Origin of the sequence: Glaciimonas sp. Gout2, from assembly GCF_035018905.1 — a bacterium.
In the GTDB taxonomy this organism is placed as follows: Bacteria; Pseudomonadota; Gammaproteobacteria; order Burkholderiales; family Burkholderiaceae_D; genus Glaciimonas.
Window position 1 is genome coordinate 272265 of the sequence record NZ_JASJXA010000001.1, and the last position, 14528, is coordinate 286792.

A 14528-nucleotide genomic window follows, 5' to 3' on the forward strand; every position below is an offset into this window, starting at 1 on the left:
CAACGCCGTGTAAGAATAGGTGGCGAATATAATCCAATTTACCGACCCAATTAGTCAGTGATCTGAAACCCGCTTGCATCAATGCGAATACTGTTCGATTACGCCTATCAATACTTGTTCATAATGCAGCTTTTGAATCGGTATCAACGGCAAGCTTGCGTAATACGTAGGCCGCGGCGGCCAGCCCAAAGCTCGCCGTGACGACGACTGCAGAGCCATAACCCGCACAATTTAAACCCGTGACTGAGGTATTAACAGAAGTGTTTGCCTTGTCATCAATTGCGCAAACATCTTCATTAACAGGTAGGCGCACAGGTTCAGTCGAAAATACAGCATCAATACCAAATTTACTTTTTTCACCGCGCGGGAATCGGTGCTGCGAGCGAAGCAGCTTACGTACCTTGGCCAGCAACGGTTCTTGCTCCGTGCGTGCCAAATCGCGAATTTCAATGCGGGTTGGATCTAATTGCCCCCCCGCGCTGCCAATGGTAATCAAGCCAATAGCGTGATCACGGCAATAGGCGATTATTGCCGTCTTGGCGCGTACATTGTCGATGGCGTCAATCACATAATCATAGCGCTTGCCACCCAGCATTTCCTCGAGGTTATCGATCGTCACAAAATCTTCCACTTCAGTGACCTGGCAATACGGATTGATCTGTTTAATGCGCTCTGCCAACGCGGTCACTTTGGCCTGTCCTAGCGTATCGGTAAGCGCATGGATCTGGCGATTGACGTTAGACTCCGCCAAATTATCCAGATCGATCATGGTCAGATGGCCGACTGCGCTACGCGCCAGCGCTTCAACCGCCCACGAACCCACACCGCCGACCCCTATAATGCAGACATTCGCTAGCCGAAAACGCGCCAGCGCTGGCGCACCGTAAAGGCGAGCGATACCACCAAAGCGACGGTCGAAATCGAACTCCTCTGCGCTGGTGGAATCGGGATGAACAGACACGTTGACGGGCAAAACGGATGAAGACATAAGTGTTTACAAAGAGTAGGATAATAAATGACGATTAAACAACAATTGAAATTCTATTTTGCAACAATTGTGGCAAAAACAGGCAAGTAACAGAAAATGAACCGACAACATAAAAGCATGGGCAAGTGATGAAAAAGCCACTATTGCGACATAATGTTGAAGGCTGACCAAAGCGTTCTGTGTTCTGCAATGCGCCGATTCAGGACTGATGATTAGCGTCCCTATTTTACCGATACATTCTTACCAGCGTATTTCTATCATATCAGTCTGATTCTGATCGCGGATACTGCCTCTGACTGAATCAATTGATAAACACTATGTTGCACATTTTTTACGACCATCCTGACCTATTTTTACGCCATTTACGCTGCATCAGCACAAGTGTTCTAATAGGATCTATTCATCAATTACGTATTCCTGCAACATGACACAAAACATGACGCACAATGATCATCAATCATCTTAATTAATCGTCACCAGGATAACTATGGAAAATTCACTTTTCGAAACAGCGCCCGATTTTGGTCAGCCGATTGCCGTCCTCAAACACTGCCATGAGCGAATCCGCAAACAACTTGCGACGCTTGAGCGGTTGCGAACACACTTGTCAGAACATGGCGCCAACCAAGAAGCGCAAGAAGCGGCAACCAGTATTTTGCGCTACTTCAATAAAGCTGCACCACATCATCACGACGATGAAGAGCAGGATTTATTTCCCATGCTGACAGCCACTGCGAAAGATGAAGATGCTGAGGTTTTGCGACGATTAGGGCCGGAAATTATTGATGAGCACCAGCAAATGGCGCAACTCTGGCATCAGTTGAGCGCGCAACTGTTAGCGGTGCAATCCGGTCAAAGTGCTGAGCTTTCCGGTGACGACGTCTCACTTTTTTCGACTCTCTATCTGGCACATATGGAGAAGGAAGAAACGTGGATCGCGCCAATGGCAAAACGTATTTTTAGCGCCGCACAAATGACCCTGTTAGGAACAGCTATGCAACGCCGTAGAGGAATTTCCGTATGAGTATCGACACTAACAAGATCACCACGTCAATCGCCGATCTTCGCACCGACTATAGTCAAGCCAGCTTATCGAAAGCGGACACGCTCAGTGAGCCGCTGGCGCAATTTGAAAAATGGTTAGGCGAGGCTATCAAGGCACAAGTCCCGGAACCAAATTCGATGAGTCTGGCCACTGTCAACGAAAGCGGAAGGCCATCCTCGCGCATCGTACTGATAAAAAATTTCGATGCACAGGGCATCACATGGTTCACCAATTACGCCAGTCGAAAAGGTCAAGATCTGGCACACAATCCGTTTGCAGCGCTGCTCTTTCACTGGGTTGAATTAGAACGTCAGGTACGTCTAGAAGGACGTGTTGAACGTGTTTCGGAAGCCGAGAGCGATGCCTATTTTTCCAGTCGTCCATTGCGTAGTCAGATAGGTGCGATTGCTTCCGATCAGAGTCATCCAATCGCAAATCGCGCATTACTTGAGGCCCACTATTTAGAGGCCGAAAAAAAGTTTGGTGATCACCCGGAACGTCCAAAAAATTGGGGCGGATACAAACTTATTCCAGATACGGTAGAATTTTGGCAGGGTCGCCGATCTCGATTGCATGATCGCATTGTGTATCGGCTAAATATAAATGGTACTTGGCAACGAGAACGGTTGCAGCCATAACAGCGAATAAAAACAAATGATAAAGCGATCGCGAATGCCCACGAACAATGACTGAATGAAGCTTGCAAAAGCGTATTTTCGATAGTCGCAGTTATTATTCTAAGGAGAATAGAAAATGTTCTGGGAAAAAAAACTTGAAAATTGGGTGGAAGAAATCCGCACTCACGCTGCTTTGCCATTGCGGCTTGAATTGTGGAACGGGCAGCGTTTCGACTTCAGTAGCGCGCCCTCTCCCGACGTTACCATTCGCGTTCCTCATGCTTCTTCTCTCTCCTATCTGCTGACACCTTCATTATCAAATCTGGGCGAAGCGTATGTGGAAGGAAAAATCGAGGTTGAAGGCAAGCTCAAGGAAATCATTACCGTCGCAAATGGACTAGCCGCCGCCTATCTGAAGCCCGAAGGAAAATTTGGCCGAGTCACGCGCAGTATTCGCCACAACAAGGCTAAAGATGCTGAAGCGATCCATTATCACTACGACGTTTCGAATGCATTCTATCAATTGTGGTTAGATCAAAATATGGTCTATTCATGCGCCTATTTTGAGAACGGCGATGAAGATCTGTACACTGCACAAATTAAAAAAATTGATCATATTCTGACCAAAATTCAACTACAACCGGGTCAGACATTATTAGATATTGGTTGTGGATGGGGTGCGCTGGTGTTACGTGCTGCGCAGAAATTCGGCGCAAAATGTGTGGGAGTAACTCTTTCAGAAAATCAATACGCATTAGCCAAAGAACGCGTGGCCCAAGCTGGACTAACTGACCAAATTGAGATCCGTTTACAGGACTATCGTGATGTCACCGGAAAATTTGATCGGATCACCAGCGTTGGCATGTTTGAACACGTTGGCCTCAAAAATCTCCCGATGTATTTCTCGCGTATCCAATCACTGCTGGCAGACGATGGCGTGGCCATGAATCATGGCATCACCTCAACCGATATCGATAACGGTGAGTCACCATACGGTGGTGGCGAATTTATCGAAAAATATGTATTTCCTCATGGTGAATTACCCCATATTGGATTCGTTCTCAAAACAATGCAGGAAGGCGGCCTTGAGGTCATGGATGTCGAAAACCTGCGTCGCCATTATGCTAAAACGTGCAGCATATGGGCCGATAATATCGAGGCCCGCTCGGACGAAGTCAGGCAAGCTTCCGATGATCGTCGGTTTCGTATCTGGCGTCTGTATCTTGCCGGCAGTGCATATGGTTTTGAGCGCGACTGGATGTCGCTATATCAGGTCATCTGTCGAAAGTCTGGTCGCAGCGCTGCAACGCTACCCTGGTCACGCAAATATATTTACGATAGTGAGTAAAGATATTATCTGATAAGGAGTGGCTGACAACGCCGTCTGACCATATCCGTATGCGATAAAATCGTTTCGGTTCAGTCGTTGTAAACACACTACCCCATGGCAACAATGAGACGGTAACCGCTTGGCTAAAGCGGACGTCTGCGACAATTGTCGGCCGTGGGTTCGGCCTCAAAAGCAGGCGTCTATGAAACGGTTCGCCACTGTTATATCAGACTAATTAAGTGGCAGTCGCAATATGACCGCGGTGCCCGCACCCAAGGCGCCCGAGATACTCAACTCGCCGCCAAAATGCCGGGTACGTTCATGCATGCCAAGAATTCCCCAGGATTTTCCGTCGCGTAATTGTTGCTTACCAATTCCTTTTCCATCGTCTTTAATTTTGACGATGATCGTGCGCTTATAGTGAAAAATTCTAATTTTTACCTGCTTCGCGCCAGCATGACGTACCACATTGGTGAGCGCTTCCTGAACGATGCGGAATAGCATGGTACTGCGGTCGGAATCCAAATCGACTCCAGCGGCACTTTCACTAATGCTCCACTGACATTGCAGCCCAGTGCGCTCTTCGATTATCCCGGCGTACCATTCCAACGCGGCCCAGACGCCCAGCTGATCCAAAACGCTTGGACGTAGTTCGGTTATCACTCGACGGACCGCTCCGATGGCCGCATCGGCTTGCTCAACCGCTTCTATCAGCAGCGGATCTTCAGGAAGCCCACCGCGTGCAGAACGGTCGATGGAAACGGAGACATTTGCCTTGATACCGGTAAGGACCGCTCCTAGATCGTCGTGGATGTCGCGTGCGATGCGTTTGCGCTCGTCTTCCTTAATACTTTCCTGATGATCGATGAGCTTCCGCAACGTTGATCGAGACTGAAACAGCTCGGTTTGCGCCTCTTCGAGGCACACCACCTTGTCAGTCAATTTTTGATTCAATCGACGCAGCTCAAGGCGCGCATGGCGCTGTTCGGTCTTATCACTGCCGTCTACAAAAATAGCGCTAACATCACCGTTGTGATCCTTGATCGGTTGAAATACAAAGTCCAGATGGTATTCCTTGATGCGGCCATCTACGCTATCTCTCAAATACACCGACATTTCATAAGCCAAAAATGGCTCGCCAGAAGCGAAAACTTGATCAAGCAATTTCACCAAGCCCTGACTTTCGAACTCTGGTACCGCTTGCCCTACCGTTTTTTCGAGTACGTCATACCGCGAAAAAAGGCGCATGAAGGCAGCATTGACAATATTGAACACATATTCAGGCCCTTTAAGAAGCGCCATAAAGCTGGGTGCGTGATCAAACATATGCTGTAATTGACCGGCTGCAAATTGGGTGGCTTTTAACAAAGTGATGTTTTCACGCTCGGCGAGAACCCGCCGCGTGGTTTCGGCAACGATCACAAATACGCCACGGACATCGCCCGCTTCATCCCGCGTTGGTGCGTAGATGACCGTAAAGTAGCGCGTTTCAGAGATGCCGGAAGGAGCAATCACATACTCTTGGTCTTCCAGATGTACGCGCTCCCCTGTGCTGAGTACACGGTTATAGAGGACCGCATTAAAGTCCCACACTTCGGGCCAGCAATCCCTGGTTCGCTGGCCGAACGCTGCGGGATGGCGCAGCCCAAGAATCGGTCGATAGGCATCGTTATAAATTTGGATTAAATCAGGTCCCCAAAGTACGATTGTCGGCAACGGCGAATCGAGCGCCATCGTGACAGCAATACGAAGGCTCGGAGGCCAATCAGACATTGGGCCAAGCGCGGTTTTGGACCAGTCCAGATGGCGCACAAGCGCCCCCATTTCGGTCCCCTCCGGCGGCCAGACGTTCGATGCAAAGACCAAGTCAATTCCTAATAGGAGCTTGTTTTTTAGTCGGTATGGACGTGCTGACCGGATGAATCCTGGTCAGATTTTTGTTCCTACAAAATGGTTGCGTCGTACGTCAAACAGCACGCTATTAAGCTTTGACCTTATCCATAAAGGTTTTCCGCAGTTTGGCAACTTTTGGCGCCACGACAAACGCGCAATATCCTTGAAGCGGGTGTTGTTTGAAATAGTTCTGGTGATAGTCTTCGGCCTTGAAATAGATTTCAACAGGCGATAGTTCTGTCACAATTGGTGCATCCCATACGCACGCCATCTCTGCCAATACATGCTTAGCGGTTTCTTTTTGTTCCGGCGACTGATAATAGATAACCGAACGATATTGCGTCCCGATATCGTTGCCTTGCCGGTTAAGTGTAGTGGGATCATGTATCGTAAAAAATATCTCCAGCAATGCACGAAAAGAAATGATTTCATTATCAAAGTTGATTAACACCACTTCTGCATGGCCAGTAGTGCCATCGCACACTTGTTCATAAGTCGGCTCCACGATATGCCCGCCGGTATAACCGGACTCAACATGTTCGACTCCTTTGATTTCCTGATAAACAGCTTCAAGACACCAAAAGCAACCACCGCCTAACACTGCAGTTTCGTTAGCCATACGCATTCCCCTGTGGATTTATCATTAATAGTGACTTTAACGTACTCCGTGCCCACGTGCATACTTTCCCTCATGATTTCACAGATTTCGGTATTCCAGAAATCTGGCGTAAAAAAAACCTCGATATGATCGAGGTTTTTTAGTCCGGCCCTAAGTTCAACCGTTGTTCCAGCCTTTACTTCAGCCCTTTCAGGGCCGAACTTGAGCAATTATTTAAAATTTGTAACCAACTGACAAGAAGCTGACGATAGGGTCTAGTGTCAGCTTCGTAGTGCTGTGCACATCGCCACTTGGCGTACTTGTAGTCAAGTCGGCTCTTGTTTTCAACGGAATGTAAGAAACCGAGAGACCCACAGACCAATGCGCATCGAAATTGTAGCTAGCACCGGCACTGATAACGGGTGCCAAAGAACTGCTTAAATCAGCGCTGGTACGCAAAGCACCGGTTTGACCGCGACTGATAACGCCGCTCAACTTCTGTTGAAAACCATTATCCAATTGCACATCGGTATACCAGACATACGTAGCACCAGCACCTACGAATGGACGAAATTGGCTATTTTTATCACCGAAGTAATATTTGACCAAAACCGCTGGACTCCACTGCTTAGCCGAACCGATATGGGTTCCTTGAAGAATGCCTTGGCCATCCAGTTTGAATTTTGGCGGTATTCCGGCATCGGCAGATAACACCCAATTATCGGTAAAGAAATGACTGAATTGCAAACCGAGAGTGTCTGCATTGCCAACACCAGCGCCAGTATTGGGAATAGTTTGGCCAGAAACACTCAGGTTTTGACTTGAGTCCTGTGGTGCCAAATGAAACCAACCCAAGCCAACAATATTATCGCCAGCCTGCTGCGCCATAGCGGGTAAAGCAGCCATTGTCAGCAAGGTTAACGCTGCGATTTTTGGTAGTACAGAAAAATGTTTCTTCATGCGTCTTCTCCAGGATTGACTTAAATCAAATGTAAATAGTGCGTTGGGTTTTGTTCCCTGCAACTACTGTCATTACTATTTCGGCGCCTGCCAATGAACAAGGATTAATCCGGCGGCGCTCTATTATTATTTATTTTTAGTTATAGGCATATAGCTATTAGATGATATTGTCGCAATTCATCATTACACTTTGCCATTAAAAAGAACGTGCGTGCTATTCTTCTTTAAGCACTATGCCAGCTTTAAATCTTTTTGACTATACTTGGGGTGTGGTATTTTTTCCTCAAAGCCACTACAGATGCTTGTATTGGGAAAATTTATCTGTCAAAGCATATGCGGCGCGGCGCAGGCGATCGTTAATGCCCTGCCAGGCATTGTCCTGAGGCGGTGCCTCGACGACAATCATATCGGCCCCGGCTTGATCAAGCTCACGCAAGGCGGCGTATAAATTATGAGCATAGCCATGCGGAGCTTCAGGCATCGGATAGTGAGCGACTAGCGGGACAGTTTTCTCCGCGCCAGCCGAGTAAGAAATCAAAGCCAGTCGTTGTCCATCTTGATGCATTTGCGATAAAGCTGCCAGCAAATCCACCGGCGCTATCTGTAATACCGGTGTTAGTGGCGCGTAATGTGATTCCAGCGTCCCTGAGGCACGCGGTGCACCACTATCTGCGGCGTGAACGGGTGCGCCTAACACTGCGGCGATTTCTGCTGTACTGATGTCGCCAGGTCGCAAAAGCACCGGTCCATGAGTCGCTATTCGGGATAAGTCGATGATGGTGGACTCAATCCCGACCTCGCTCTGCCCACCGTCCAACACATACGCAATGGGGCTGTTGACCCCGTCACCAAATTCATCGCGTACGTGCTGCGCAGTGGTGGGACTGACGTGACCGAATTTGTTGGCAGATGGACCCGCAATGCCGCCCTTCCCAGCTTTGAACTCGCGCAGCAAAGCTTGCGCAACAGGATGCGAAGGACAGCGAATACCAATGGAAGTCTGCCCGCCGGAAAGCGCACTGGAAACATGATCTGCACGCTGCAAAATCAGCGTCAGCGGTCCAGGCCAAAATGCCGTAATCAACTGATACGCTTGCGGTGGAATAGCCTGCGCCCAAAAGCCAAGATCTGCCTCCGGTGCGATATGCACGATGACAGGATGATTTGAAGGGCGCCCTTTGGCTGCGTAAATATTCGCTACCGCTGCGGGATTTTCTGCGTCTGCACCAAGACCGTAGACCGTCTCACTTGGAAACGCAACCAACTCACCCGCTTCCAACATGCGCGCCGCACGCTGGATCGCCTTGATATCAATGATCAAAGCGTCGGTTGAGGTTGTAGAGCCAGCTTTAGAAGCGTCTTTAGGGGCGGCTTTAGAAGCAAGCTCAGGCATGCCAGAGTTCAAACGAGGATCAGATGGCACATTCATTACAAAACAATACCTAGAATAGCGCAAGCGGTAACCAGTTGCGCATTTGCCTGGGCCAGACTCGGGGCGACGAAGGTGATATGGCCCATCTTGCGGGCGCGGCGGGCTTCCGTTTTGCCATATAAATGCAGCGCTGCACCGGGAAGCGCCGCGATCTTATCCCAGGCTGGTTCGCGAGCCTCATCGCTGCCCGCGTCAAACCAAACGTCACCCAAAATATTTAGCATGATCGCAGGAGAGTGCTGTCTTACATCCCCCAGTGGCATCCGTGCCATCGCCCTAACCTGCTGTGCAAACTGGCTCGTAATGCATGCGTCGATAGTGTAATGACCGCTATTATGCGGACGCGGCGCCATCTCGTTGACCACCAGCGAACCGTCTGCCAACACAAAAAATTCGATGCATAGTACGCCAACATAACCAAGCTGCTCAATGATTGCCAGCGCCGCATTTTGTGCGCGCTCCGCCGCTTCCACACCGACATTTGGTCCTGGCACAGTCGTCGTGAACAAGATGCCGTCGCGATGGACGTTCTCCGCAATCGGATACACGACGGCCTGCCCGTCCACGCCGCGCGCAACCAATACCGACACTTCATATGCCAATGGCAGCATTTTTTCTAGGACGCAGTGGACGCCGTTCATTTCCGAATAGGCTGCACGTAACGCATCCAAATCAGTCACCCGGGATTGCCCCTTGCCGTCATAACCCAAGCGGACTGTTTTCAATATTCCGGGGAAGAGATCGGCAGGTACGCTGTCAATGTCAGCCAGTGACGCAATGCTTTTATAGGGTGCAGGAAGTACTTTTGAACGGACGCTGCATTGCGTGAAGAACTCTTTTTCTACGATGCGATCCTGCGCGATGGAAACGCACGCAGCCTTCGGTGCGATGAAGGTACTTTCGGCTAAAAATGCCAGACTATGATGCGACACATTTTCAAACTCTGTCGTTACGGCCACACATAACGCGGCCAGTTCTGCCAGAGCAACTTCGTCATCGTAATCTGCCAAAACGTGCCGCTCCGCAACGTGAGCGGCGGGACAATCCTGAGCAGGTTCCAACACCGCAACCTTATAACCCATTGCTTGCGCCGCGTGTGCAAACATGCGCCCCAACTGACCGCCACCCATCACACCAAGCCATGTAGCCGGCGTCGTCGCTGGAATCAAGGCCGTATCATTCAAAGGTAAAGTTTGCTTCATACTTGCTTCTTGTTAGTTTGATCGAGTTTTGCTAACGGCTCACGCCGGAGGTAATGTCATGTCAAGTGCTGACTGCGTCTGTTTGGCGCGAAACGACAGCAACTTTTCGGCTAGCACATCATCAGTGCAAGCCAACATTGCTATCGCAGACAAAGCTGCATTTGCCGCACCGGCCTCACCAATTGCATAGGTTGCCACCGGAATCCCTTTGGGCATCTGGACGATCGACAACAACGAATCTTCGCCCCGCAAATACTTTGAGGGCACCGGCACACCCAGCACCGGTACGATGGTTTTAGCCGCGATCATGCCGGGCAGATGCGCAGCGCCACCCGCACCAGCAATGATCGCCCGCAAGCCACGCTCACGCGCTGTCTCGGCATAGGCAAACATCTGATCCGGCATGCGATGTGCGGAAATCACCTGCGCTTCATGCGGGACGCCAAACTCCGTCAATATCGCGACGGCGTGTTGCATCACATCCCAGTCAGAGGACGAACCCATGACCACACCGATCAGCGGTGATTCTTTTTGGCTTGCGTCCATCATTACTCCTTCAGTTTTTGACCGGTCAGGCTTTCTAACGCCTCCCGATATTTCGCACCGGTTTTTTCGATGACATCGACCGGCAATGCTGGCGCGGGTGCTGTCTTGTGCCAACTTGTGACTGTCTCAAGATAATCACGCACAAACTGCTTGTCAAATGATGGCGGAGAAATGCCGACCGCGTAACTTTCTGCAGGCCAGAAACGCGACGAATCAGCCGTCAACACTTCATCCATCAAATGCAACACGCCCTGTTGGTCGAGACCGAATTCAAATTTGGTATCAGCGATGATAATGCCACGCGTGGCAGCGTATTCGGCTGCGGTTTTGTATAACTGAATACTGATTTCACGAATTTTAGCCGAGAGTTCAGTACCGATCCGGCGCTCCATATCGTCGTAACTAATGTTTTCATCATGCTCACCCATTTCGGCTTTGGCCGCTGGCGTGAAAATTGGCTCATCCAGTTTTGCTGCCTGTTGCAATCCAGCGGGTAAAGTCACGCCGCAAATTGCACCGGTTGCCTGGTAATCTTTCCATCCCGAACCAATGATATAACCACGCACCACCGCCTCGACCATGATTGGCTCCAGACGCTTTGCAACAACTGCACGGCCACGAACCTGATCCACTTCATCCGGCGCAACGACGCTTTCGGGTGCAATGCCCGTCAGATGGTTCGGTACGATGCCAGCCAGTTTCTCAAACCAGAAATCACTCATCTGATTCAATACCTTGCCTTTGCCGGGAATCGGCTCACTCATCACGACATCAAAGGCAGATAAGCGGTCTGTGGTCAGTATCAAAATTTTATCAGTGCCGACCGCGTAGTTGTCGCGCACTTTTCCGGTACCCAGCAGTGGCAACGACTTAATGGAAGATTTATATAGGCTTGTCATGGTGGTTCCAAAAGTAGAAACCAGGCGGGGAGAATAATCTCCGCCTGGTCTTTTAATGTCGATTATTACGCATTCAACGATTTATTGCATGTTCACCAGCTTGTTACACGTTCACTGACATTTTTAAGATCGGTTTGCGGGTAGGCACAAAAGCGACAGATTGAAGGATAAATAAAATACAAAATAGGCCACATAAAAATTCACATTAAGGCCTATTCCGCATTCTCCATTATTGCTTCTACCATCGCGCTCCGCTCACCACGCGTGTCCGATCTTAAATCAGTCTTTATTGAACGATCTGGGAAAGTTCGCCTTTTTTGTACTTGTCTGCAATTTTTTCCAATGACATTGGTTTGATCTTGGCGGCCATACCTTCACAACCGAACGCCAGGAAACGCGCCTTTACCACTGCTTTAGCCGCTTCACGTGCTGGCTTCAGATAATCACGTGGATCAAATTTGCTTGGATTTTCAATCAAATAGCGGCGAATCGCACCGGTCATTGCCAGACGGATATCGGTATCAATATTGATCTTGCGAACGCCGTGACGGATACCTTCCTGAATCTCTTCGACTGGAACGCCGTAGGTTTCTTTCATATCGCCACCAAATTCACGAATTTCCGCCAGCAATTCTTGCGGTACCGACGAAGAGCCGTGCATCACCAGATGGGTATTTGGGATACGTACGTGGATTTCCTTGATACGCTCGATGGCCAGAATATCGCCCGTTGGCTTGCGCGAAAATTTGTAAGCGCCATGCGAAGTACCAATCGCAATTGCCAGTGCATCACATTGTGTTTTCTGAACAAAATCTGCTGCCTGAGCAACGTCAGTCAGCAACTGTTCACGCGTCATTTTGCCATCGGCGCCGTGACCGTCTTCTTTGTCACCCATCATGGTTTCCAAAGAGCCTAGCACGCCCAATTCCGCTTCAACCGTCACACCAATGGCGTGCGAAAATTCAACGACTTTACGTGATACTTCGACGTTGTATTCGTAACTCGCAACCGTTTTACCGTCTGCGGTCAATGAGCCGTCCATCATCACCGATGTAAAGCCCGAACGAATCGCCGCCATACAGACCGATGGCGTCTGGCCGTGATCCTGATGCATCACTACGGGAATGTGCGGGTAGGCTTCAACCGCTGCCTCAATCAGGTGACGCAAAAATGCTTCGCCAGCATATTTGCGTGCGCCAGCCGAAGCTTGCATGATGACCGGTGCGCCGACTTCATCGGCAGCTTCCATGATCGCGGTGATTTGTTCCAGATTATTAACGTTGAACGCTGGGATACCATAACTATTTTCAGCTGCATGATCGAGCAATTGACGCATGGATACGAGAGGCATATTGATACTCCGATAGTAATAAAATAGGTGTGCGTCGATGAATCAGTATTCACCGATCTTCATGATTTTGAATGCATTCGTGCCGCCGATCTGGCCCATTGGCTCACCCCACGTCAACACCACGAGATCACCGGGTTGTACCGCGCCTTGCGCCACCAGCAGATGTTGCGCATCTTTCAGGACCGCTTCACGGTCTGTTGATTTGGCGAGTTCCAGGCTTGTTACGTTGCGATACAGCGCGGCCTTGCGACGGGTCTGAACGCTTGGCGTAAGCGCAAAAATTGGGATATCGATGTTATGCCGACTCATCCACAGCGCGGTCGAACCGGATTCGGTCAACGCCGCAATTGCCTTGACGCGCAAATGATGCGCGGTAAATAGCGCGCCGTAAGCAATCGACTGATCGATGCGGGTAAAAGTCACATTCAGGAAATCGGCATCGAGCTTGCAGTCTTCCGATTTTTCCGCTTCCAGACAAATGGCCGCCATGGCTTCCACCGTCTCTACCGGATAACGCCCGGATGCTGTTTCTGCCGAGGTCATAACGGCATCGGTGCCATCCAGTACCGCATTAGCAACATCCGATACTTCAGCCCGTGTCGGCACTGCATTCACAATCATCGACTCCATCATCTGGGTTGCCGTAATCGTGAGCTTGTTCGATGCACGTGCCATTCTGATCATACGCTTTTGCAACGCCGGTACCGCCGCATTACCAACTTCTACCGCCAGATCGCCCCGCGCCACCATAATACCGTCGGAAGCGTCCAGAATCGATTGCAAAACAGGAATCGCTTCGGCCCGTTCGATCTTGGCGATCATCATCGGTTTGTGGTTGTAGGCTTCGCCAGCCACGTTCGCCAATTGCCGCGCCATTTCCATATCGGTGGCGTTTTTTGGGAATGATACGGCGACATAATCTGCCTGGAAACTCATTGCCGTCTTGATGTCGTCCATATCCTTAGAAGTTAACGCCGGTGCAGATAGACCGCCACCCTGACGATTAATTCCCTTGTTATTTGACAACTCACCACCAATCTTGACCACGGTATGAATCTCGTTGCCGATTATCCGCTCAACCACCAACACGATAAGGCCATCATTTAATAACAGCACATCAGCAACTTTCAGGTCGCGCGGCAGTGCTTTGTAGTCAAGTCCGGCTCGATCCTGGTTGCCAAGTTCACAATCGGAATCGAGTATAAATTTAGACCCATTTACCAGCTCAATCTTGCCATTTTCGAACTTACCAACGCGAATTTTCGGACCTTGCAAATCGGCCATGATCGCTACCTGACGACCGCACTTAGCCGCTATTTCACGCACCAGCAGGGCGCGATCAATATGGTCCTGCGCCTTGCCATGCGAAAAATTTAAACGTACTACATCGACACCTGCGTTAAACATCCGCGTTAAAGTCTCGGCATCGCTTGATGCAGGTCCGATAGTGGCGACGATCTTGGTAGCTCTTTGCATGACAACCTTTATGTGAAGTGAGTACTTAAAACTACGTTAAAAACCACGTTAATGCTAAGTCATCTGCTTCGGCAGATTTTAGTTTTACTCCCTATTTTCACTCCCACCTACTAATTGCTACTTAAGTATTGCTACCTCACTGCTCGCTAAGATCTGCAATGTCTTAACATTTATTCAGTCAGGAACCACGC

At 49.6% G+C, this 14528-nt stretch carries 13 protein-coding genes; 3 read left to right on the forward strand and 10 right to left on the reverse strand.

Features of this window, described 5'->3' with window-relative positions:
* Nucleotides 1–118: 118 nt before the first annotated feature.
* Nucleotides 119–988, reverse strand: a complete 870-nt coding sequence (tcdA, locus tag QN379_RS01215; RefSeq protein ID WP_322235697.1) for a tRNA cyclic N6-threonylcarbamoyladenosine(37) synthase TcdA — start codon at nucleotides 986–988, stop codon at nucleotides 119–121.
* A 487-nt stretch (nucleotides 989–1475) separates the two neighbouring features.
* On the opposite strand from tcdA, the gene QN379_RS01220 reads away from it, so the two are divergent.
* The 3 genes from QN379_RS01220 to QN379_RS01230 all read left to right on the forward strand — a co-directional run bounded on the left by QN379_RS01220 (nucleotide 1476) and on the right by QN379_RS01230 (nucleotide 3998).
* Nucleotides 1476–2012, forward strand: a complete 537-nt coding sequence (locus QN379_RS01220) for a hemerythrin domain-containing protein (protein ID WP_322235695.1) — start codon at nucleotides 1476–1478, stop codon at nucleotides 2010–2012.
* On the forward strand, nucleotides 2009–2671 hold the full coding sequence (gene pdxH / locus QN379_RS01225; RefSeq protein ID WP_323505802.1) for a pyridoxamine 5'-phosphate oxidase: 663 nt from the start codon (nucleotides 2009–2011) through the stop codon (nucleotides 2669–2671). The genes QN379_RS01220 and pdxH overlap by 4 nt, the downstream gene beginning before the upstream one ends.
* 115 nt (nucleotides 2672–2786) lie before the next feature.
* The gene (locus QN379_RS01230) at nucleotides 2787–3998 is read left to right on the forward strand and encodes a cyclopropane-fatty-acyl-phospholipid synthase family protein (RefSeq protein ID WP_323505803.1); all 1212 of its coding nucleotides are present in this window, start codon (nucleotides 2787–2789) and stop codon (nucleotides 3996–3998) included.
* A 213-nt stretch (nucleotides 3999–4211) separates the two neighbouring features.
* Here the strand turns inward: QN379_RS01230 and QN379_RS01235 are convergent, their stop codons facing one another.
* From QN379_RS01235 to pyk, 9 genes are all read right to left on the reverse strand, one after another.
* Nucleotides 4212–5846, reverse strand: coding sequence for a PAS domain-containing protein (locus QN379_RS01235; protein ID WP_322235689.1), 1635 nt, complete (start codon nucleotides 5844–5846; stop codon nucleotides 4212–4214).
* 115 nt (nucleotides 5847–5961) lie between these two features.
* Entirely contained in the window at nucleotides 5962–6492 is a 531-nt protein-coding gene (gene msrA, locus QN379_RS01240) for a peptide-methionine (S)-S-oxide reductase MsrA (RefSeq protein ID WP_322235687.1), read from the reverse strand.
* 213 nt (nucleotides 6493–6705) lie between these two features.
* Entirely contained in the window at nucleotides 6706–7431 is a 726-nt protein-coding gene (locus QN379_RS01245) for an OmpW/AlkL family protein (RefSeq protein ID WP_322235685.1), read from the reverse strand.
* A 292-nt stretch (nucleotides 7432–7723) separates the two neighbouring features.
* The gene (locus tag QN379_RS01250) at nucleotides 7724–8860 is read right to left on the reverse strand and encodes an L-threonylcarbamoyladenylate synthase (protein ID WP_323505804.1); all 1137 of its coding nucleotides are present in this window, start codon (nucleotides 8858–8860) and stop codon (nucleotides 7724–7726) included.
* The gene (locus QN379_RS01255; protein WP_322235681.1) at nucleotides 8860–10065 is read right to left on the reverse strand and encodes a 5-(carboxyamino)imidazole ribonucleotide synthase; all 1206 of its coding nucleotides are present in this window, start codon (nucleotides 10063–10065) and stop codon (nucleotides 8860–8862) included. The genes QN379_RS01250 and QN379_RS01255 overlap by 1 nt, the downstream gene beginning before the upstream one ends.
* 39 nt (nucleotides 10066–10104) lie before the next feature.
* A complete protein-coding gene (gene purE / locus QN379_RS01260; RefSeq protein ID WP_323505891.1) occupies nucleotides 10105–10611 on the reverse strand; it encodes a 5-(carboxyamino)imidazole ribonucleotide mutase in 507 nt (168 codons plus the stop codon).
* A gap of 2 nt (nucleotides 10612–10613) precedes the next feature.
* A complete protein-coding gene (locus QN379_RS01265) occupies nucleotides 10614–11510 on the reverse strand; it encodes a phosphoribosylaminoimidazolesuccinocarboxamide synthase (protein WP_323505805.1) in 897 nt (298 codons plus the stop codon).
* A gap of 286 nt (nucleotides 11511–11796) precedes the next feature.
* Nucleotides 11797–12861, reverse strand: coding sequence for a class II fructose-bisphosphate aldolase (gene fba, locus QN379_RS01270; protein ID WP_322235678.1), 1065 nt, complete (start codon nucleotides 12859–12861; stop codon nucleotides 11797–11799).
* A 42-nt stretch (nucleotides 12862–12903) separates the two neighbouring features.
* Nucleotides 12904–14337, reverse strand: a complete 1434-nt coding sequence (pyk, locus tag QN379_RS01275; RefSeq protein ID WP_322235676.1) for a pyruvate kinase — start codon at nucleotides 14335–14337, stop codon at nucleotides 12904–12906.
* Between the last annotated feature and the right edge of the window lie 191 nt (nucleotides 14338–14528).

Coding starts and splice junctions, on each gene's coding strand:
- tcdA (WP_322235697.1), bottom strand. CDS start 988: ATGTCTTCATCCGTTTTGCCCGTCAACGTGTCTGTTCATCCCGATTCC.
- QN379_RS01220 (WP_322235695.1), top strand. CDS start 1,476: ATGGAAAATTCACTTTTCGAAACAGCGCCCGATTTTGGTCAGCCGATT.
- pdxH (WP_323505802.1), top strand. CDS start 2,009: ATGAGTATCGACACTAACAAGATCACCACGTCAATCGCCGATCTTCGC.
- QN379_RS01230 (WP_323505803.1), top strand. CDS start 2,787: ATGTTCTGGGAAAAAAAACTTGAAAATTGGGTGGAAGAAATCCGCACT.
- msrA (WP_322235687.1), bottom strand. CDS start 6,492: ATGGCTAACGAAACTGCAGTGTTAGGCGGTGGTTGCTTTTGGTGTCTT.
- QN379_RS01245 (WP_322235685.1), bottom strand. CDS start 7,431: ATGAAGAAACATTTTTCTGTACTACCAAAAATCGCAGCGTTAACCTTG.
- QN379_RS01250 (WP_323505804.1), bottom strand. CDS start 8,860: ATGAATGTGCCATCTGATCCTCGTTTGAACTCTGGCATGCCTGAGCTT.
- QN379_RS01255 (WP_322235681.1), bottom strand. CDS start 10,065: ATGAAGCAAACTTTACCTTTGAATGATACGGCCTTGATTCCAGCGACG.
- purE (WP_323505891.1), bottom strand. CDS start 10,611: ATGGACGCAAGCCAAAAAGAATCACCGCTGATCGGTGTGGTCATGGGT.
- QN379_RS01265 (WP_323505805.1), bottom strand. CDS start 11,510: ATGACAAGCCTATATAAATCTTCCATTAAGTCGTTGCCACTGCTGGGT.
- fba (WP_322235678.1), bottom strand. CDS start 12,861: ATGCCTCTCGTATCCATGCGTCAATTGCTCGATCATGCAGCTGAAAAT.
- pyk (WP_322235676.1), bottom strand. CDS start 14,337: ATGCAAAGAGCTACCAAGATCGTCGCCACTATCGGACCTGCATCAAGC.